Annotated in this window: 18 protein-coding genes and 9 tRNA genes; 11 read left to right on the top strand and 16 right to left on the bottom strand. The window is 61.5% G+C overall.

What is annotated here, in order from left to right:
• The first annotated feature begins 559 nt into the window (after positions 1–559).
• Both H2O77_RS14245 and H2O77_RS14250 read left to right on the top strand, forming a co-directional pair.
• Positions 560–2,341: a type I secretion system permease/ATPase gene (locus tag H2O77_RS14245; RefSeq protein WP_215823376.1), complete on the top strand. Its 1,782-nt coding sequence runs from the start codon at positions 560–562 to the stop codon at positions 2,339–2,341.
• Entirely contained in the window at positions 2,338–3,666 is a 1,329-nt protein-coding gene (locus tag H2O77_RS14250; RefSeq protein WP_043333880.1) for an HlyD family type I secretion periplasmic adaptor subunit, read from the top strand. Before H2O77_RS14245 ends, H2O77_RS14250 begins: the two co-directional genes overlap by 4 nt.
• Positions 3,667–3,785: 119 nt before the next feature.
• Here H2O77_RS14250 and H2O77_RS14255 read toward each other — a convergent pair.
• The 14 genes from H2O77_RS14255 to H2O77_RS14320 all read right to left on the bottom strand — a co-directional run bounded on the left by H2O77_RS14255 (position 3,786) and on the right by H2O77_RS14320 (position 9,660).
• A tRNA-Ser gene (locus H2O77_RS14255) sits at positions 3,786–3,873 on the bottom strand.
• 190 nt (positions 3,874–4,063) lie between these two features.
• Positions 4,064–4,651: a YiiD C-terminal domain-containing protein gene (locus H2O77_RS14260; protein WP_240548625.1), complete on the bottom strand. Its 588-nt coding sequence runs from the start codon at positions 4,649–4,651 to the stop codon at positions 4,064–4,066.
• Positions 4,652–4,745: 94 nt separating this feature from the next.
• Positions 4,746–5,306, bottom strand: coding sequence for an NAD(P)H nitroreductase (locus H2O77_RS14265; protein ID WP_054555640.1), 561 nt, complete (start codon positions 5,304–5,306; stop codon positions 4,746–4,748).
• 150 nt (positions 5,307–5,456) lie between these two features.
• Positions 5,457–6,335: an NADPH-dependent 7-cyano-7-deazaguanine reductase QueF gene (gene queF, locus H2O77_RS14270; RefSeq protein WP_215823377.1), complete on the bottom strand. Its 879-nt coding sequence runs from the start codon at positions 6,333–6,335 to the stop codon at positions 5,457–5,459.
• Positions 6,336–6,468: 133 nt separating this feature from the next.
• Positions 6,469–7,242, bottom strand: coding sequence for an ABC transporter permease (locus tag H2O77_RS14275; protein WP_043333883.1), 774 nt, complete (start codon positions 7,240–7,242; stop codon positions 6,469–6,471).
• Positions 7,239–8,207 carry an ABC transporter ATP-binding protein gene (locus tag H2O77_RS14280; protein WP_043333884.1) on the bottom strand — a complete coding sequence of 323 codons (969 nt, stop codon included), beginning with the start codon at positions 8,205–8,207 and terminating at the stop codon, positions 7,239–7,241. Before H2O77_RS14280 ends, H2O77_RS14275 begins: the two co-directional genes overlap by 4 nt.
• Positions 8,208–8,642: 435 nt before the next feature.
• Positions 8,643–8,717, bottom strand: a tRNA-Gly gene (locus H2O77_RS14285).
• 35 nt (positions 8,718–8,752) lie between these two features.
• A tRNA-Glu gene (locus H2O77_RS14290) sits at positions 8,753–8,828 on the bottom strand.
• 142 nt (positions 8,829–8,970) lie between these two features.
• Positions 8,971–9,045, bottom strand: a tRNA-Gly gene (locus H2O77_RS14295).
• Positions 9,046–9,115: 70 nt separating this feature from the next.
• Positions 9,116–9,191: transfer RNA gene (locus H2O77_RS14300), tRNA-Glu, on the bottom strand.
• A gap of 73 nt (positions 9,192–9,264) precedes the next feature.
• Positions 9,265–9,339, bottom strand: a tRNA-Gly gene (locus H2O77_RS14305).
• 37 nt (positions 9,340–9,376) lie between these two features.
• Positions 9,377–9,452: transfer RNA gene (locus tag H2O77_RS14310), tRNA-Glu, on the bottom strand.
• A gap of 31 nt (positions 9,453–9,483) precedes the next feature.
• A tRNA-Gly gene (locus tag H2O77_RS14315) sits at positions 9,484–9,558 on the bottom strand.
• A gap of 26 nt (positions 9,559–9,584) precedes the next feature.
• Positions 9,585–9,660, bottom strand: a tRNA-Glu gene (locus tag H2O77_RS14320).
• 269 nt (positions 9,661–9,929) lie between these two features.
• On the opposite strand from H2O77_RS14320, the gene msrB reads away from it, so the two are divergent.
• The 4 genes from msrB (at position 9,930) to htpX (ending at position 14,133) form a co-directional block, all read left to right on the top strand.
• Positions 9,930–10,352 (top strand): peptide-methionine (R)-S-oxide reductase MsrB, encoded by a 423-nt coding sequence (msrB, locus tag H2O77_RS14325; RefSeq protein WP_043334292.1) that lies wholly within the window; start codon positions 9,930–9,932, stop codon positions 10,350–10,352.
• Positions 10,353–10,584: 232 nt separating this feature from the next.
• Positions 10,585–11,562: a ribosome biogenesis GTPase YlqF gene (gene ylqF / locus H2O77_RS14330; RefSeq protein ID WP_043334293.1), complete on the top strand. Its 978-nt coding sequence runs from the start codon at positions 10,585–10,587 to the stop codon at positions 11,560–11,562.
• A gap of 238 nt (positions 11,563–11,800) precedes the next feature.
• On the top strand, positions 11,801–13,039 hold the full coding sequence (locus tag H2O77_RS14335; RefSeq protein WP_043334294.1) for a pyridoxal phosphate-dependent aminotransferase: 1,239 nt from the start codon (positions 11,801–11,803) through the stop codon (positions 13,037–13,039).
• 194 nt (positions 13,040–13,233) lie between these two features.
• Entirely contained in the window at positions 13,234–14,133 is a 900-nt protein-coding gene (gene htpX, locus H2O77_RS14340) for a protease HtpX (protein ID WP_107336103.1), read from the top strand.
• 111 nt (positions 14,134–14,244) lie between these two features.
• Here the strand turns inward: htpX and H2O77_RS14345 are convergent, their stop codons facing one another.
• Both H2O77_RS14345 and H2O77_RS14350 read right to left on the bottom strand, forming a co-directional pair.
• Positions 14,245–14,868: a TetR family transcriptional regulator C-terminal domain-containing protein gene (locus tag H2O77_RS14345; RefSeq protein WP_215823378.1), complete on the bottom strand. Its 624-nt coding sequence runs from the start codon at positions 14,866–14,868 to the stop codon at positions 14,245–14,247.
• A 10-nt stretch (positions 14,869–14,878) separates the two neighbouring features.
• Positions 14,879–15,772 (bottom strand): arginine deiminase family protein, encoded by an 894-nt coding sequence (locus H2O77_RS14350; protein WP_215823379.1) that lies wholly within the window; start codon positions 15,770–15,772, stop codon positions 14,879–14,881.
• Between the two features lie 188 nt (positions 15,773–15,960).
• Here H2O77_RS14350 and H2O77_RS14355 point away from each other — a divergent pair, with 188 nt between their 5' ends.
• From H2O77_RS14355 to argE, 5 genes are read left to right on the top strand one after another with little or no spacing between them, the layout of a single operon-like run.
• On the top strand, positions 15,961–16,737 hold the full coding sequence (locus tag H2O77_RS14355; RefSeq protein WP_215824624.1) for an amino acid ABC transporter ATP-binding protein: 777 nt from the start codon (positions 15,961–15,963) through the stop codon (positions 16,735–16,737).
• Positions 16,738–16,755: 18 nt separating this feature from the next.
• Entirely contained in the window at positions 16,756–17,529 is a 774-nt protein-coding gene (locus tag H2O77_RS14360; protein ID WP_215823380.1) for a transporter substrate-binding domain-containing protein, read from the top strand.
• Between the two features lie 44 nt (positions 17,530–17,573).
• Positions 17,574–18,299 (top strand): ABC transporter permease subunit, encoded by a 726-nt coding sequence (locus H2O77_RS14365; RefSeq protein ID WP_215823381.1) that lies wholly within the window; start codon positions 17,574–17,576, stop codon positions 18,297–18,299.
• Positions 18,292–19,056 (top strand): ABC transporter permease subunit, encoded by a 765-nt coding sequence (locus H2O77_RS14370; protein ID WP_213114394.1) that lies wholly within the window; start codon positions 18,292–18,294, stop codon positions 19,054–19,056. The genes H2O77_RS14365 and H2O77_RS14370 overlap by 8 nt, the downstream gene beginning before the upstream one ends.
• Before the next feature lie 8 nt (positions 19,057–19,064).
• Positions 19,065–20,219: an acetylornithine deacetylase gene (gene argE / locus H2O77_RS14375; protein WP_215823382.1), complete on the top strand. Its 1,155-nt coding sequence runs from the start codon at positions 19,065–19,067 to the stop codon at positions 20,217–20,219.
• The last annotated feature ends 11 nt before the right edge of the window (positions 20,220–20,230 follow it).

Raw genomic sequence — 20,230 nt, forward strand, 5'->3', positions numbered from 1 at the left:
CAAAAACGAGTCTAGACGCGGCCTATGGCAAGACAAGAGGTTTTTGACACCTTCCCTGCAATGGCAATATGCAAAGGAACAGAAAGTTAAAATAAGCCCAATAAAAACAATACCATAATTATTTAAAACAATAAAAAAGCACCCCTTTAAGCCCTTGCCATGTGTCAGATGAGGAGAAAAACAATACCGAGCACCAAAAGGGTTAATCCACCAGGAAACCAGAAACCCCATACTTTTATGAAGACGAGAATCAGGTGGATTTATAGATTCGGAGGTGAGCAAAATGAACAGCAAAAACCAACAATATAAAACCCTGAAATGTTTTTGATGATCATCAAAATATTCACTTGCTAGCCAACCCTTCAGACGCAATATTTCAATAGGCTATCTGAAAAATAAAACATAAAAATCTAATAAATAGATAACCAATATGACTTGCTGAGCAATGCGATTCATTCCATCGCCAAGTAGCACATCATGAAAAGATCCAGGCTCAGGGCAGCCGTCAACGACGGTGACCTGGATAAAAAGAACAACAATGACGCTAGGGAACGAGATCATGGCCACCCCACAGGAAGGCAATGACCTGCAAAAGGTCCTGGACCATTGCCGACGAAGCTTCGTCTACGTCGGTCTCTTCAGTCTTTTCATCAACCTGCTGATGCTGGTGCCTCCGCTCTACATGCTGCAGGTCTATGATCGCGTCATCACGACACGCAGCCAGGAAACGCTGCTGATGCTGACTCTGGTGGTCGTGTTTCTGTTCATGGTGATGGGCGCGCTGGAACTGGTGCGTTCCAGAATCCTTGTCCGGGTCGGCAATCGTCTGGATGTGCTGCTCAGCCCTCGGCTCTACGGCGCCATGTTCAAGCGCTCGTTGACCACCCCGGGCAAGCCCTCCGCGCAACCGCTGAATGACCTCACTACCCTGCGCCAATTTCTGTCCGGCAATGGGCTGTTCGCGTTTTTCGATGCTCCCTGGGTGCCGGTATATATCGGCGTGCTGGCGCTGTTTCACCCGTGGTTTGGCCTGTTTGCCCTGGGCGCAGGTCTCGTGCTGGCCGTGATCGCCTTGATCAATGAGAAGACGACCAGACAGCTGCTGGCCGATGCCAACGGACAGCACGTCCTGTCCCAGGACCTCGCCAACAGCAATCTGCGCAACGCCGAAGTGCTGCATGCCATGGGCATGCTGCCCGGCATTCAGGGGCGCTGGGCGGCCCGCCATCGTGAGTATCTGGCGTTGCAGTCCAAAGCCAGCGACCGCGCGGGCCTCTTGACCAACACTTCCAAGATACTGCGCCTGATGTTCCAGTCGTTGATTCTCGGGCTGGGCGCCTATCTGGTGCTGGCCGGTGACCTGACTCCGGGCATGATGATTGCCGGCTCGATTCTGATGGGACGTGCTCTGGCACCAATCGATCAGATGATCAATGGCTGGAAAGGCTTCAGCGGTGCCAGAACCGCACGCGCCCGTCTGGAGGAGTTGCTTGAGGCGGTGCCAGCCGAGGCGCCTTCCATGCCGCTGCCGATCCCCAAGGGCCGGCTGAAGCTCGAGGCGGTCAACGCCGCACCGCCGGGCGAGCGCCTGCCGACCCTCAAGGACATCAACCTGACACTCGCCAAGGGCGAGCACATTGCCGTGGTGGGCCCCAGCGCCTCAGGCAAGTCGTCCCTCGCGCGAGTGGTGCTGGGACTATGGCCGGTGCAGCTGGGTTGCGTGCGACTCGATGGCGCGGACATCTCCCAGTGGAAGAGGACCGCGCTTGGGCCACACCTTGGCTATCTGCCCCAGGACATCGAGTTGTTCGACGGCTCCATTGCCGAGAACATCGCTCGCTTCCAGGAGGTCGATGCGCAACTCGTGGTGCAAGCCGCGCAGAGTGCCGGGGTGCACGAGATGATCCTGCGACTCCCCCAGGGCTATGACACCTGGCTGTCGCATGACGGTGCCGCCCTCTCCGCGGGTCAGCGCCAGCGAATCGGCCTGGCCCGAGCCCTCTACGGCAAACCGGTGCTGGTGGTACTCGATGAACCTGACGCCAATCTGGATGCCAGCGGTGAACAGGCGCTGGCCGAGTGCCTGATGCGCCTGCGTCGCGAAGGCACCACGGCATTGATCATCACTCACCGTCAGCGTCTGCTGCAGCAGGTCGATCGCATCCTCGTGCTCAATGATGGTCAGGTGGTGTCACTGGCCGCGCCGACGCGTGAGCCTCCCGTGGCACGGGCCGTGGCAGGCAACGGCCAGCAGGCCCGATCGACAGGCGTCCAGCGCGTCACCAAGCTCAAACCCAGTGCCAGAGGCCGCCATGAGGGCGGCGAGGAGAGCGCCTCATGACCCACTCCACATCCGGCAATACCAGTGCCGAGAGTGACGTTCCGCTGCGCGATCACGGCTATCGACGCTTCGGTCTGGCCGTGCTGCTGGTCGCGGTGGGCGGATTCGGCAGCTGGTCGGTGATGGCGAACCTGGCCATTTCCGTCGTCGCACCTGGCTCCGTATCGGTGGAAAGCTTCACCAAGACGGTTCAGCACCTGGAGGGGGGGATCGTCGAATCGATCGAGGTCGAGGATGGCGATCATGTCGAGGCCGGCGATGTGCTGATCGTTTTCGACGATACCCAGGCACGCTCACAGCAGAAGATCGTCGAAGCCGAATATCTGATCTCCAGGGCCAGTGAGATTCGTCTGCTGGCGGAGTACAGCAATGCCGACAGCCTGGTCTTCCCGGATTCGCTGGTCAGTTCGACCAATCCGCGGGTGCAGGAAGTCCTCGAAGTCCAGCAGCGTCTGTTCGAGGTCCGTCGCCAATCCTTGAACGGTGCCATGGCGGCGCTGGATGAGCAGATCGTGCAGATGAACGAGCAGATTTCAGGCCTCGAGAATACCCAGGCCATCACGCGGCGACGCATCAACTCACTCAATGATGACGTTGCCAACCATCGCAAGCTGTTTCGCAATGGATTGATCAACAATCAGCGTCTGCGGGAGATGGAGCGCGAGAGCCTCGAATACCAGAGTGACAACGCGGGCCAGTTTGCCGAGGTCGCGCGCCTGCGCTCGCAGATCAGCGAGAACGAGCTGCAGAAACAGATTCGCCTGCAGGAATTCCAGCAGCAGATCGGCGAGTCCCTGCGTCAGGTGCAGGCCGAAGTCACCGACGCGGAAGAGCGGCTGGTCGCGCTCAATGACAATCTGAGGCGCACCAAGGTCATCGCCCCGGTTGCCGGCACCGTGGTCGGGCTCAAGGTTCATACGCTGGGGGCGGTGATACGCAGCGGCGACCCCCTGCTCGATATCGTGCCCGCCGGCGATGGCTTCATCGTCGAGGCAAGGGTCCCGGACCACGATATCGACCACCTCTACCTTGGCCAGCCGGCGGAAATCCGCTTCAGCGCGTTCAACCAGCGCCTGTCCAACATCATCGATGGTGAGGTGACCCACCTGAGCGCCAACAGCTTCGAGGATGAAGCGACCCGAGCGCGCTACTACAAGGCACGAATTCGTGTCACCGAAGCCGGCAAAGGCGACATGACGGACAGCATGCGTCTGCTGTCCGGCATGCCGGCGGAAGTGATGATCCGTACTGGCGAGCGCAGCTTTGCCAGCTACATCGGCAAGCCCATGGCGGACATGCTGGCGCGCGCGATGAGAGCGGAATAGATGAGAGCGGAATATAAGGAAGGCTGGCGGCTGAGACGCCGCTGAATGAGAGGCGAGCGACAGACCATCCCTCAGAAACGCGAAAAGCCCGCATCGTGAGATGCGGGCTTTTCTGAATCTGGTGGAGGGGGAGGGATTCGAACCCTCGAAGCCTTTCGACTTACACACTTTCCAGGCGTGCTCCTTCGACCACTCGGACACCCCTCCAGATCAGTGCTCTCATTGGTCACCCGACTGCGTCGTGTTTCCCTTGAGAACGCGGCGTATATTATCGATAACCTTCGAGTGGCGCAAGCCTTTTTTCCAAAAACTTTCAGATAGATAGCGTCAGCGCTCTCACTCTGCTCACTGACCCTGCGCCCTCAACCCGCGCACTGGGCCGAGGCCGCACTCATCGTCACGGCCCCAGCACCACGTAATCGCCGCGGGCCTCGAAACACAGCCGCGGAGCGGACTGCCCTTCGACCTGACACCACAGCTGCTGGGTCAACGACAGTCGTGCTCGCCGCCCTGCCGCCAAGCGCTCGCCCACCTCGTCCAGCGCCGCCATGTCATCCGGCGCGCAGATGATGTGATAGTCGCCACTGACCGGGGCCAGAAACTGCTGACTGGCCTGTGACACCACGATATCGCGCTGGATACCGCGAGCACGCAGCCAGAGCGTCAGCCAGCTCCAGCCACACAGGGTCGCCTCGAGACTCATGGCGCCACCAAAGGCAGTGCCCTTGTCATTGAGATTGGGCGGCAGATGCAGATGCCAGCTCAGCTGACCCGTCGCACGCTCGGGCTCTGACCACTGCATCTCGACAAGCCCCAGATGAGCAGCCAGCGGGATCGCCTGCGTCAGCCAGCCACGAAACCGTGACAGGTCGTCGCTGACCGGCGCCGCGAGACTGCCCGGCTGCCCCTGCGCATCACGCGGCAGAGGCAACGGAGGCCAGGCCTCACCACTCAAGCGCGACGGCTCATTTCGCGTCTCACTCACTCAGCGTCTCTCTCATCAAGGGCTTCGCTCAGCGCCTCTCTCATTCAGGGCCTCGCTCAGCGCTCCTCACCAAGGGCCTCGCTCATGCAGCGTTTCACTGCCAGCGTTCGACGAAGTCGGCACTGTTGCGGTTCGGCAATGGCTTGAGGCGCCCGCCCGGGGTGCCGAGATAGAGGAAGCCGACCAGCTCATCCTGCTCGCCCATGCCCAGCCCTGCGTGCACGATGGGGTCAAAGGCGTAGCCGCCGGTGCGCCACATGCCACCAAGCCCCTGGGCCTGAGCGGCATACAGCATGGCGTGGGCGGCACAGCCGGCACTGACCACCTGCTCGACACGCGGCACCTTGGGGTGGTCCGGCGTGACCCTGGCGATCACCGCGATCACCATCGGCGCACGCAGCGGCTTCTTGCTGGCGGCGGCCTGGGCGGCCTCGTCACCGGCCGGCGACTTGTTGCGCTCCGCCTCGGCGAACAGCTCGCCAAGGCGCTCAAGCCCGCCACCCGTGAATTCGATGAAGCGCCAGGGCGTCAGCTCGGCGTGGTCCGGCGCGCGCAGGGCGGCCTGGTAGATGGCCTCCATCTGCTCAGCGCTCGGGGCCGGCGCCATCAACTTGCCCATGGAATTGCGTTCATGCAGTAACGTCAGCGCGTCCATCGTCTCTCCTGTCACAGACTTAAGATAAGAATGATTCTCACACTAGCATGTCGCCGGTACGCCGTCTCATCACTCGCTGCTATCTACCTGATTGCCAAGGCGCTATCTGATTGCCAAGGCGCTATCTGGTTGGCGAGGTGACAGAGACGACTACTGCCGGGAGAGACGCAGCGGCAGACTGGCGCGGGCCTCGGCCTCGAGATCCGCCGTGGCTCGCCACGGGCTGATATCCAGGCCACCACGCCGCACATAGCGCGCCATCACCAGCAGAGACTCGGGCTTCACGCGCGCCATCAGGTCGACGAACAGGTGCTCGACGCAGTGCTCATGGAAATCCTGGTGCTGGCGATAGCTGATCAGATAGGCCAGCAGGCGCTCGCGGTCGATACGCGGGCCGCGATAACGGATCCACACACTGCCCCAGTCCGGCTGACCGGTGACCGGGCAGTTGGACTTGAGCAGGTGGCTGTGCAGGTCTTCGCTGACGATGTCGGCGGCATCGGCGCTGAGCAGCTCCGGCGACGGCGTGTAGTGCTCGACGCTGATCGGCAAGTCATCGAGGCACTCCCCCGGCAGACGCCCGACGTCCAGCTCGCTATCGTCCAGTTCCAGCAGGCACACTTCGACCGGCGCCCCGGCCGCGGCGGCGAGGTCACGCTCCAGCGTTGCCTGCACCGCTGCCTGATCGGGGAAACGGCTCTGATTGAGACTGTTGAGATAGAGCTTCCAGGACTTGGATTCGATCAGGTTCGGCGAGGCTGCCGGCAGGCGAAAACGTGCCACGCGCACCCACGGCTTGCCGGCCTCATCCAGCCAGGAGACTTCAAAGGCGTGCCACTCATCCTCACCGACGAACGGCAGCGCCGCGTCATCGATGCCGATGGGGCCACGGTTGGCTGCCCGCGCGATGGGGAACAGCAGGCTGGCATCGTAGTGCTCGGGATAGGCGGACTCTCGCCCGAGTGGGGCATCCTTGAGAGTCTCGGGGCGCGCCTCGTCGGGCACGTTGACGGCAGTGGGGTGAGCCATGACAGCACTCCAGTGAAATAGGCCAATAAAGCATCGATATCAGGGGCGCAGACAGCAGAACGCCGGCAGAAGCCGGCGTTGCATGCACTGGCGCGATAGCGCGCATCTTACCATCATCGTCTGGGCGACATCTTCAGCTGCGGATGCCCTTGCCACGCTCCAGCAGCCACAGCGCGAAGGCGAACAGGCCGATGATGAAGGCCACGATGGCGGCCATCGCCGGGCCGACGCTGATGTCCGAGACGCCCAGAATGCCGTAGCGGAAGGTGTTGACCATATAGAGGATCGGGTTGGCCAGCGACACCGTCTGCCAGAATTCCGGCAGCATGTGGATGGAATAGAAGACGCCCCCCAGGTAGGTCAGCGGCGTGAGCACGAAGGTCGGAATGATCGAGATGTCATCGAACTTGCGCGCGAACAGCGCATTGATGAAGCCACCAATGGAGAACAGCAGCGCCGTCAGCACCACGACCATGATGGTCAGGAAGGGGTGATGGATATCGAGGTCCGTGAACAGGAAGGCCACGGCGGTCACGATGATGCCGACTCCCAGCCCGCGCACGGCGCCACCGATGATGTAGCCGAGCAGGATGATCCACGAGGGCAGCGGCGAGACCATCAGCTCCTCGATGCTGCGCTGGAACTTGTTGGAGAAGAATGACGAGGCCACGTTGGAATACGAGTTGGTGATCACCGACATCATGATCAGCCCCGGCACGATGTAATCCATGTAGCTGATGCCATCCATGGTGCCGATGCGCGAGCCGATGAGATTGCCGAAGATGACGAAATAGAGCGTCATGGTGATGGAAGGCGGCAACAGCGTCTGCGGCCAGATACGCGTGAAACGACGGACTTCCTTGACGACGATGGTGACCAGAGCCACCCATAGCTGACGGGGGTTCACTGCGTGATCTCCTTGGCAACATTGGAGGCGATACCGCTTTCGGCGTTGGAACGCTCGACCAGGTCGACGAACAGCTCCTCGAGACGATTGGCACGATTCCGCATCGACACCACGGTGATGCCAGCGCGATCCAGCGCTGCGAAGGCGGTATTGATCGACTGGCCCTTGCGCACGGCGAGCGCCAGCTGCTGAGGGTCACTCAAGGAGACCTCGAACCCGGCAATCACCGGCGCCTTGGTCAGCGGCTCACGAATGTCGAGCAGGAAGGTTTCCGCATCCAGCTCCTTGAGCAGCTCACGCATGCTGGTGTTATGCACGATCTCGCCATGGTTGATGATGGCGATATTGCGGCACAGGCTCTCGGCCTCTTCCAGGTAATGCGTGGTGAGGATGATGGTGGTGCCCTCCTCCCGATTGATGCGGCGCATGAACTCCCACATCGAGCGGCGCAATTCGATATCCACACCGGCCGTCGGCTCATCAAGAATCAACAGACGCGGCTTGTGAATCAGCGCACGAGCAATCATCAGACGGCGCTTCATGCCACCGGACAGCATGCGTGAGGGGGTGTCGCGCTTGTCCCACAGCCCGAGGTCCCTGAGCAGACGCTCGGCACGCGGGCGCGCTTCCTTCATCGGCATGCCGTAATAACCCGCCTGGGTCATCACGATGTCCTGCACCTTCTCGAACTGATTGAAGTTGAACTCCTGCGGCACGACGCCGAGGTGATACTTGGCCTTCGAGAAGTCCTTGTCGATATCGATTCCGTAGATCTCGACCTTGCCTGCGGTCTTCTGCACCAGCGAACTCACGACGCCAAGGGTCGTGGACTTGCCGGCCCCATTGGGGCCCAGCAGCGCGAAGAAATCGCCCTCGGGGACGTCAAGATCAATCCCCTTGAGGGCCTCAAAACCGTTGCCGTAGACCTTGGTCAGGCCACGGATAGACAAGGCAGGTCGTGACATCGGACACCTGTAATCGATTGACGCTGTCAGCCAGCACAGCAGAAAAGACGCATCTGAGAACAATTGCGCAACAGTGATGGCACCGTTTCGCAGCCCGCGAACATGAAAATCAGACGCAAGATATTGGATGCGCATGGTAACGCATTCGGCGCTGCCACATCAGACACACGGCAGAAAGGCATTAGTGCGCCACGGGAAACAAGCAGAGGGAGAAAATCACGCGGGGACAGCACCAGCGAGCGGCGCAGAACAGGGTGGAGAGGAATTTCAGGCACAAAAAAATCGCCAGTGACGTAACACGATGATCGTGTCTGTCAGGCGATGGCGTACTGCTATGTCATGCTTCAGCTTGCAACGTCACATTCGACTGGAGCGGAAAACGAGATTCGATCGGACTGGCGTTCCAGATCGCGACCTATCATTGCGCTTTTCGACTGGAGCGGGAAACGAGATTCGAACTCGCGACCCCAACCTTGGCAAGGTTGTGCTCTACCACTGAGCTATTCCCGCCTGTCGAAACACAAAAACTGCGGCGTAAAACAGAATGGCGTCCCATAGGGGGTTCGAACCCCTGTTACCGCCGTGAAAGGGCGGTGTCCTGGACCACTAGACGAATGGGACGTACTGGAGCGGGAAACGAGATTCGATCGGACTGGCGAACCAGCTCGCGACCTTGTCACATTGCCTTTTCCTCTGGAGCGAGAGATGAGATTCGACCGGGCTGACGTTCAGCTCGCGACCTTGTCGCATCACTTGTTCCGAATGGAGCGGGAAACGAGATTCGAACTCGCGACCCCAACCTTGGCAAGGTTGTGCTCTACCACTGAGCTATTCCCGCACCGGGTATCATGAACCTGTGCTCACGACATCTGTCTTACTGCTGGCTTGCCACACCATCATGCTCTGCATGGCGTCCCATAGGGGGTTCGAACCCCTGTTACCGCCGTGAAAGGGCGGTGTCCTGGACCACTAGACGAATGGGACGTACTGGAGCGAGAGATGAGATTCGACCGGGCTGACGTTCAGCTCGCGACCTTGTCACACCACTTGTTCCTAATGGAGCGGGAAACGAGATTCGAACTCGCGACCCCAACCTTGGCAAGGTTGTGCTCTACCACTGAGCTATTCCCGCAACACAAGCAGATCATGCGACCACACAAGACCGAAGATGGCGTCCCATAGGGGGTTCGAACCCCTGTTACCGCCGTGAAAGGGCGGTGTCCTGGACCACTAGACGAATGGGACACACGTTAGAACAAGACATGCCTGATCTAAATGGAGCGGGAAACGAGATTCGAACTCGCGACCCCAACCTTGGCAAGGTTGTGCTCTACCACTGAGCTATTCCCGCACTCCGGTCTCTACGCTGCAAGTAAGTGGCGTCCCATAGGGGGTTCGAACCCCTGTTACCGCCGTGAAAGGGCGGTGTCCTAGACCACTAGACGAATGGGACGTAACGTTCTTGCCTCGTCGAGGTGGCGCGTATATTACAAAGACCCTCCCCCTTCGTCAACCCCCTGCTTCAACAGGATTTTTCCGGCGTTGGCCAAGTGCATCCACCACATGCTTGTGGTCACGCCCTGACGCCCGCATTCTTGGGGTATGTGCCGGGTTTCGCGTGAAGACCGGCAGCCACTCTTTTCGAATTGCCGCGCAGGAGAACTTGCTTGCAGGTTCGCGCGAGCACGCATTCGAGAAACGCATAGATAGAGAGAAGAGATCATGAGCGAACAAGACCCGCAGACTCAGGACAAGTTGATTCGCAGTGAAGAGGAGTGGCGCAAGCGACTGACGCCGGAACAATACCGGGTGACGCGCGAGGCAGGGACCGAGCGCCCCTTCACCGGCGATCACGAAGTCAGCCCGACGCCGGGTACCTATCACTGCATCGCCTGTGACGCCAAGCTGTTCGACAACGACACCAAGTTCGATTCCGGCTGTGGCTGGCCGAGCTTCGACCGCCCCTATGCCGATGCCGCCGTCGAGGAGCACTTCGATACCAGTCATGGCATGCGTCGCGTGGAAGTGCGCTGTCGCCGCTGCGAATCCCATCTGGGGCACGTCTTTCCGGATGGCCCGACTGACACCGGTCAGCGCTACTGCATCAACTCCGTCGCGCTGCGCTTCAAGCCGATACGCGCCTGACGCCCGGGAAATGGAAAGTCGATAGAGCGCTGGGCAGTGATGACCGGATAGCGCGCCTCCATGGCCAGGCCGCCTCTGATAGAATGCGTCGCCATACGCGTCCCCTCCTCTCCCGCATGCCATGTAGCGCCATCCCTGATGGATGAGCGCCTTTCCTGGCATGCGGGAAGAAGGAGACAGGACAGAGGTGACAGAACAACCGTCATACCCTTGACGGCAGGAGAGAAGCGACATGCTGGGCTGGTATCCGGGACATATGCACAAGGCACGCCGTCAGATAAAGGACGCGCTGCCCGAGATCGACGTGGTCATCGAAGTCCTCGATGCCCGCCTCCCCTACTCCAGCACCAATCCGGTGCTGTCCGAACTGACCCGCCACAAGCCGGTACTCAAGCTGCTGTCTCGCGCCGATCTGGCGGACCCGGCACGCACGCGCGAATGGGTCGAGTATTTCGATGCCCTGCCCAACACCCGTGCACTGGCGATCACCACGCTTGAGGCGCGTGACCTCAAGCAGATTCCGCGGCTGTGCCGCGAGATGGCCGGTCATATCCGCGTCGATCGTGATGCGCGCGTGATGGTGATGGGCATCCCCAACGTCGGCAAGTCGACGCTGATCAATGGCCTGGCGGGTCGCAAGATCGCCAAGACCGGCAACGAGCCCGCCGTCACCAAGCGCCAGCAGAAGATTCGCATCGACGGTGGCATTGCCCTGATCGATACCCCCGGGGTGATGTGGCCGAAGATCGAGGACCAGGCCAGCGCCTATCGCCTGGCCGGCAGCGGCGCGATCCGCGACACCGCCATCGATTACACCGATGTGGCGGTGATCGTCGCGGCAGAGCTGGCCAAGCGCTACCCCACGGAGCTGACCGCACGCTACAAGCTGAAGTCACTGCCGGCCTACAGCGCCAACCCTGACGCCGAGCGAGTCGAGAGTGATGGCCCGCGCAAGGTCGATCTGATGGCGCTGTCCGGCTTCAATGGGGTCGCGATTCTGGAAGAGATCGCCAGCAAGCGCGGTGGCCTGCGTGCCGGTGGCATCATCGACCTGCACCGCGGTGCCGAGGTGTTGCTGCATGAGCTGCGCGACGGCAAACTCGGGCGCCTGACACTGGAAACACCCGCCGACATTCCTGCCGAGCCGGTGCCGGAAGCCAGTGGCGAGACAGAAGATGGAGCCGAAACGCGTGAGCAAGAGAGCGAATAACGCTACCAGAACAAGGCGCTAACGCGACCCTCGCCTGGCTCCCGCCCGCGGGAGACGCTTGAACGCCAGTTGAAAATCCCGCCAGAAAACCTCTGGCGGGATTTTTTTCTGCCTGAATGTCTCAAGCCACAAATTTAACCACGCTATTGGCCCTAGGCCGTGGCGCGGCAGGCCAGCGGCGCGATATGCTGGACGCTCGCCCCTACACCTTACGTGACGGAGATCTACGGAAAGCATCATGGATACCGAGCAAAGAAAGCCCCGCGAAATTCGCAAGTCACACAAGCTGGACAACGTCTGCTATGACATTCGCGGGCCGGTTCTCGAACACGCCAAGCGTCTCGAGGACGAGGGCCATCGCATTCTCAAGCTCAATATCGGCAACCCGGCGCCCTTCGGCTTCGAGGCACCGGAAGAGATTCTGCAGGACGTGATGCGCAACCTGCCGACAGCGCAGGGCTATTGTGATTCCAAGGGGCTTTACTCTGCGCGCAAGGCGATCATGCAGGAGTGCCAGCGCAAGGATATCCAGGGTGTCGGGATCGAGGACATCTACGTCGGCAACGGCGTCTCGGAGCTGATCGTGCTGGCCATGCAGGCATTGCTCGATGATGGCGACGAGCTGCTGGTGCCGGCGCCGGATTACCCGCTATGGACTGCTGCCGCCAACCTGGCCGGTGGTCGCGCCGTGCACTATCTGTGTGACGAAGCGCAGGACTGGGCGCCCTCCATCGAGGACATCCGCGCCAAGGTGACCAGCCACACCAAGGGCATCGTGCTGATCAATCCGAACAACCCGACCGGCGCGGTCTATCCGCCCGCGGTGGTGAAGGACATCCTGCAGGTCGCGCGCGAATTCGGCCTGGTGGTGTTCTCTGACGAGATCTACGACAAGATCCTCTACGACGGCACCGAGCACGTCTCCACCGGCGCGCTGGCCGATGACCTGCTGGTCGTGACCATGAACGGCCTGTCCAAGAGTTACCGCTGCGCCGGCTTCCGCTCCGGCTGGATGATTCTCTCCGGCGACAAGCGCCCGGCGGCCGACTTCATCTCCGGCCTCGACATGCTGGCCAGCATGCGCCTGTGCGCCAATGTGCCGGCGCAGCACGCCATCCAGACGGCGCTCGGCGGCTATCAGTCGATCAATGATCTGGTACTGCCGGGCGGACGCCTGCTGGCCCAGCGTGACGCGGCCTGGAAGAAGCTCAACGAGATTCCCGGCGTCAGCTGCGTGAAGCCCAAGGGCGCGCTCTACATGTTCCCGCGGCTCGACCCCGAGATGTATCCCTTCGAGGACGACCAGCAGATGGTGCTGGAGCTGTTGCTGGAAGAGAAGATGCTGCTGGTGCAGGGCACCGCCTTCAACTGGCCGAATCCGGACCACCTGCGCATCGTCACCCTGCCCTACGCCGACCAGCTGGAAGAAGCCATCGAACGCCTCGGCCGCTTCCTTGCGCGACGTCGCAAGGCCTGACGTCGGCCCAGCCCCCGGATCAAGGGGCTACGCAGGTCGCCTCCAGTGGTGATACCTTGCTGTCCTTGCAGACCGTCCTTGCAGACTGTCGACGCAAATTCTGCCCGCGCCACCGCCAGTGATTCATCTCACTGTCAGTATCGCGGGCAGATAATTGCGCCCTACCGATATATTGGCATTGGAGACCTGACCCCATGATGCGGATAGCCCTTTTCCTGATCACCAACCTGGCGGTGGTGCTGCTGGCCAGTGTCACGCTGCGCCTGCTGGGCTTCGATGGCTACATGGAAGCCAACGGCATCAACTACACGGCGCTGCTGATCTTCTGCTTCATCATCGGCATGGCCGGTTCCGTGATCTCGCTGTTCCTGTCCAAGACGATGGCCAAGTCCTCGACCGGCACCGTGATCATCGAACAGCCGCAGAACGACACCGAGCGCTGGCTGCTGGACACCGTCGGTGAACTGGCGCGCGACGCTGGCATCAAGATGCCGGAAGTCGGCATCTTCCCGGCGCAACAATCCAATGCCTTCGCCACCGGCTGGAACCGCAATGATGCGCTGGTCGCCGTCTCGGCCGGCCTGCTCAATCGCATGCGTCCCGAGGAAGTGCGCGCCGTGCTGGCGCACGAGATCGGCCACGTCGCCAACGGCGACATGGTGACGCTGACGCTGATCCAGGGCGTGGTGAACACCTTCGTGATGTTCTTCGCGCGTATCGCCGCACACGCCATCGACGCCTTCCTCAAGCGCGATGACGAGAACGGCGGCCTGGGCTTCTTCGGCTACATGGCGGTCGTGTTCGTGCTGGAAATGGTGCTGGGCCTGGTGGCCTCGATGATCGTCGCCTGGTTCTCGCGCTGGCGCGAATACCGTGCCGATGCCGCAGGCGCAGGCCTGGCGGGCAGCGGCTCGATGATCAACGCCCTGGCTCGCCTCAAGCAGGAACATGAGCTGCCGGACCAGATGCCCGACACCATGACCGCCTTCGCCATCACCACCGGCAAGAGCCGCAAGCTGATGGAGCAACTGTTCGCCAGCCACCCGCCGCTGGATGACCGTATCGCCGCGCTCAAGGCCGCTGCCTACAAGTAAGCTCCGCCAATCCTGCACGGCCTGATTGGCCCCTGCAGACAGCAAAAAGCCCGCCACGTGATCCACGTGGCGGGCTTTTCTGTCAGTGGGCGCCGCTCGACATGCCGCCCCTCACGCCAACGTTTCCCACCCCGACAGCCCCAGCAGATTCACGGCAGCGTCGAGGCCGATCTGTTGCATCTCGCCCACGTTCAGCGAGTCACCCCGCAGGGCGCCCTCGATCCACAGGCCATCGACCAGCCCGTTGAGCGCGATGGTCAGATGCTGCAGCCGGGCCTCGTCTTCCTGACGCCCTTCCGCCACCAGAACGTCCTCCACCAGATGACGGAACAGCTCGGTCGTTTCGCGATAGGCCTCGCGGCGAATCTCCGCCATGCGAGGGTCGCCATAGGTGAGCGGCAGAAAGTTGGCCCACAGCAACAACGTCTGCGGCGTCACGATCGGCGGTGACAGATTGGCCTCAAGAAAGGCCTTCAACCTCGCATGAGGTGCCAGCTCTCGCCCTTCTATCGTGTCGGAGGCATCGGACAGCAGGCGCTCCAGAAAGCGGCGATAGGCCGCGTAGAGCATGTTGTCCTTGCCTTCGAAATAGAAGCGGATCAACCCATTCGAGACACCGGCATATTCGGCGACACGACGCACTGTCGTGCGCGAGATTCCCTCGCTGGCAATGCAGGTCAGGGTCGCTTCGATCAGGTCATCCTCTCGGGCATTGTTGTCTCGACGACTGGCCATGGAACGTGAATTACCCCTCGCGCAGAATCGGATTGGTCAGGCAGGTGGGGCCACCTTCGCACGCCATGCACAGGGCGTCACCTTCAAAAGTGCGCACACGCACGCCGGCGGCTTCCATCACGGCACGCGTGCCGGGGAAGCCATCGATCATCACGCAATCGTTCGGCGCCAACGGCATGACATTGAGGCTCAGGCCCAGCGACTGATGGAACTCCTCTTCCGGGGCAATCACGAAGCGGATACCGCGCGCTTTCATCAAGGTCCAGAGTGCAGCAGGGATCAACTTGGGATGTACCAGGTAGGTGTCATCCGCCAGCGGCGAGATAACCGACATCAGATGCAGGCAGGCTGCCTCGCCCTCCCAGACGGGCAGGTCGAAGCCTAGCACCTCGATCCCGTGCGGATTGAGCAGCGCGTTGAGCTGACGCACACCCTCCCGATTGGAGCGGAAGCCCATGCCGACGACAAGGGTGTTCTCATCCAGCCACAGGGTGTCGCCACCCTCGATGGCCGCCTCACCTTCCAGGCGACCGATGACCGGAATGCCGGCCTGCTCATAGACCTGACCATGCCGGTTCGGTTCGTCCTTGCGCAGCGGCTTGCCCATCTGGAACAGCACGGCGCCGGCACGCGTCACCACCGAGGCATCGCGGGTGAACATGGCATCCGACAGCCCGTCATTGGTGTCCTCGAGCCAGACGATCTCGGCACCGCTCTCCTCCACCATCTCGACCAGGGCCTGGTACTGACTGATGGCTTTCTCGGCATTGAAGTAGTGGTTGTAATGCCAGACCGCCGGATCGGCATTGCGCAGGCTGTCGCCAGGACGACGCATCAGGACACGCGTCATTCGAGCGGCCATTGAGTGGCAACCGAACCGGGAGGAGGCGGGGGTATTCGACATGGAGGAAACCTCATTTGATGGTCTGTCAGTCGCAATTGACTCGAATGTTATACAGATGCATAATTTTTATACAGATGCATAGTTTTATACAGACACATGACTTTATGCAACTGCATAGTCAGTACCCGAGTGCATAACAACAAGACCAATCAGAGGACTCGCGCGTGCCTCACTCTCCTGCCACCCCGATGTCCGATACGAATGACGATGCCGTCATCGACATTCGCGGACTCTGGAAATCCTTTGCTGGACGCGAAGTCCTCAAGGGCATCGACCTCACCGCCCAGCGTGGTGACGTGATCTCACTGATCGGCAGCAGCGGCTCGGGCAAGTCCACCCTGCTGCGCTGCATCAACCTGCTCGAGACACCCAGCGACGGGTCCTTGCGCCTGCTAGGCGAGGACGTGGCGCTGCGGCGGCGCGGCCAGCGACTCGAACCCGTCAATCGCCGACAGCTGCGTCTGCTGCGAGCTCGCCTGGCGATGGTCTTCCAGAACTTCAATCTCTGGCCTCACATGAGCCTCGAAGCGAACCTCATGGAAGCGCCGATGCAGGTGCTCGGTCAGTCCCGCGCAGAAGCTCGGGAGCATGCTCACCAGCTGCTGGAGCGCGTCGGGCTGTACTCCCACCGCCAGGCCAACCCGAGAACGCTTTCCGGCGGCCAGCAGCAACGTGGCGCCATCGCCAGAGCCCTGGCCATGTCGCCGGAGGTGCTGCTCTTCGATGAACCGACCTCGGCACTGGACCCCGAACTTGTCGGCGAGGTACTCGAGGTGATGCGCGACCTGGCTGCCGAAGGACGCACCATGGTCATCGTCACCCATGAGATGAAGTTCGCCGCTGATGTCGCGAACAAGGTCATCTTCCTCGACCAGGGCAACATCGAGGCCCAGGGCACCCCCGACCAGATCTTCCGCTCCCCCTCTTCCGAGCGCCTCAAGCAGTTCATCGGCTCGGTTACCTGAACCAGGAGAAGACCAACAATGAAAACCCTGTCCGCTATCGCATCTCTCGGGGCCATCGCCCTGACCCTGAGCACCGTAGCCCAGGCCGACGTCGTACGTGTCGGCTTCGCCAGCGAGCCCTACCCGCCGTTCGCCACCCTGCAGTCGGATGGCAGCGTGACCGGCTGGGAAGTCGATATCGCCAATGCCGTCTGTGCCGCGGCAGAGCTTGAGTGCGAGATTGTCACCTCCTCCTGGGATGGCCTGATTCCGGCACTGACCACGCGCAAGATCGATGCGATCGCCGCTTCACTCTCCATCACCGAGCAGCGCCGCAAGGTCATCGACTTCTCGGACAAGTACTACCAGACCAGCGCTGCCGTCATGGGTGCCAAGGGCGACGAGATCACGCCGACGCCAGAAGGGCTGGCCGGCAAGACACTGGGTGTGCAGTCGGCCTCCATTCATCAGACCTATGCCAAGCGCCACTTCCCCGACACTCGAGTGCGTGAATACCAGACCCAGGATGAGGCCAATCAGGACCTGTTCGCCGGACGCATCGATGCCACCCTGGCCGACATCCTCGTGCTGGATGACTATCTCGCGAGCGACGATGGCGAACTGTGCTGTGACATGAAGGGCAATGTCGCGCACGACGAGAGCATCCTGGGGTCCGGCGTTGGATTCGGCGTGCGCAAGGGCGACAACGAGCTGCTGGAGCGCCTGAATGCCGGTATCGCCGAGATTCGTGCCAGCGGGCGTTATGAAGAGATCAGCAAGCAGTACTTCGACTTCGACATCTACGGAGATTGAAGCCGCCCTCGTCTCGACTTCGCCATACCGCATGAGGAAATTGCATGGCTGACTATCGCAACATGAGCATCGGCGAGCTGCTGTCGCTGACGCCGCCGGGCTGGGGAGGCGCTCTGCTGGATGGTCTGGTGCTATCGCTGCAGGTGGCGGCGAGCGGCTATCTGATTGGCCTGGTGATCGGCATGGCGGGCGCTGCGGGCAAGATCTCGGGTGGCCCCGTCACCCGCGATCTGCTCACCGGCTATACGACGGTGATACGCGCGGTTCCCGAGCTGGTACTGATCCTGCTGGTGTATTTCGCAGCGCCCGATGCCCTGAACCATCTGGCGAGCGCCGTCGGCCTCGGCCCCCTCGAGATCAGCCCCTTCGTCGCCGGGGTGGCCGTCATCGCTCTGGTGCAGGGCGCCTATGCCACCGAAGTCATCCGCGGCGCCATCAATGCCATCCCCAAGGGAATGCATGAGGCCGCACTGGCGCATGGCATGGCGCCCTTCACCATCCTGCGCCGCATCACGCTGCCATTGTTGCTGCCAGGCACCCTGCCGGGCCTCTCCAATCTATGGCTGATCGCGACCAAGGACACGGCACTGCTGGCGGTCGTGGGCTTCACGGAACTGACACTGGCCTCGCGTCAGGCGGCCGGTTCCACCCGCCATTACCTGCTGTTTCTCGGCGCCGCGGGGGTGCTCTACCTGATCGTATCGCTTGCCTCCAACCTGCTGTTCAAGACACTGGAACGTCGCATGGACAAGGGGGCCCACCATGGCTGAGCCCAGACTTCCGCCCCATCGCCTCATCCTGATCGCGATTGTCGTCGCTATCCTGGTGGCGATCGGCACCCAGATGCACTGGGAGTGGGTCGCCCAGTACCGCGGCGAGATCGGCAAAGGCATACTGCTGACGCTTATACTGCTGGTCTCTACCAGTGTGGCGGGCTTCCTGCTGGCCATTCCGCTGGGGCTGGCGCAGGCACGTGGGCCGCGTCCGCTGGCGTGGCTGGCGCGAGGGTTCTGCAATCTGATTCGCGGTACCCCGTTGCTGCTGCAGCTGTGGATTCTCTACTACGGACTGGGGTCTCTGTTTCCGTATATCCCCGGCTTGCGTGGCAGCTGGTTGTGGCCGGTGCTGGCAGATCCGTGGATCTACGCCTTCTGTGCCTTGACCCTGTCGTTCGCGGGCTATGAAGGCGAGATCATGCGCGGCGCCTTTGCCGGCGTACCGCGCGGCGAACTTGAAGCGGCTCGCTCGCTGGGCATGTCTCCCTTCAGCATTCTCCGACGCATCTGGCTGCCCAGAGCCGTACAACGGGTATTGCCCACGCTGAATGGCGAGCTGATCATCCAGCTCAAGGCGACGCCACTGGTCGCGACCATTTCCGCCATCGATACCTATGCCGTCTTCGGGCGTATCCGCCAGGAAACCTATATCGTCTACGAGCCGCTGCTGCTGATGGCCTTGATCTATCTCGTCATCGCGGGACTGATCACCCTCGGCTTTCGCACACTCGAGAAACGCCACGCTTCATGAGGCCTGACATGCAACGTACCCTCGATATCCTCACTCGCCTCATCGCCTTCGATACCACGTCTGACCGCTCCAATCTGGCGTTGATCCACTTCGTGCGTGACCTGCTGGCCGAGCACGGTATCCAGGCGACCGTGCTGCCGAATGCCGAAGGCGACAAGGCCTCACTGCTGGCGACGATAGGGCCGCCTGTCGCCGGGGGCGTGGTGCTTTCCGGTCACACCGACACCGTGCCCGTCACGGGGCAGACCTGGTCGCAGGACCCGTACCAGGCCACGCTCAAGGAGGGGCGCCTGTACGGTCGCGGCTCGGTGGACATGAAGGGCTTCATCGCTCTGTGTCTGGCGATGGTGCCGCAGTTTCTCGCATCGCCTCTCAAGCGGCCGATCCATCTCGCCTTCTCCTATGACGAAGAGAGCACCTGCATGGGCTGCCTGCCGCTGATCGACCACATGCGCGAGACACTGCCCGAGGTCGCCGCCGTCATCATCGGCGAGCCGACGCAAGGCCGAGTGGTGTCAGCGCACAAGGGCGTGCACTCCTGGCGCACGGAGGTGACAGGCGTCCCGGCCCATTCGAGCCGGCCAGACCTTGGCGTCTCGGCCACCTTCTACGCCGCGCGCATCATCTCGGAACTCGAGCGCACGGCAACCGAGCTGCGCACCAATGCCACCCGGGGAGAGCTGTTCGAGCCGCCCTATTCCACCCTGCACGTCAGCGCCATGCAGGGCGGCAATGCCCCCAATATCATTGCCAAGGACGCTCGTCTGCATTGGGAGCTGCGCAATCTGCCCAGTGATCCGCCTGACGCGGTGCGTGCACGCTTCGATGACTTCACCGCACAACTGGCGCGCGAGATGCAGCAGCATTCAGCCGACTGCCGCATCCAGACACTGGAGGACTATGCCTCGGTGCCGGCTCTCACCCCGGAACCCGACGGCAAGGCAGAGGCGCTGGCCTTCGCCCTGACGGGACAGAGTGAGCGCTGTGGCGTCGGCTTCTGCTCGGAAGCGGGCTGGTTCCAGGATCGCGGCTTCTCCACCGTCGTGTGTGGGCCCGGCTCCATCGCACAGGCCCACAAGGCAGACGAATACATCGAGATGGCGGAACTTGAGCGATACCGTGACTTCCTCGCGCGCCTCATGCAGCACCAGTGCGCGGATTGAGCGCTGAGCAG

This window comes from Cobetia sp. 4B (assembly GCF_018831605.1).
GTDB lineage: Bacteria > Pseudomonadota > Gammaproteobacteria > Pseudomonadales > Halomonadaceae > Cobetia > Cobetia amphilecti.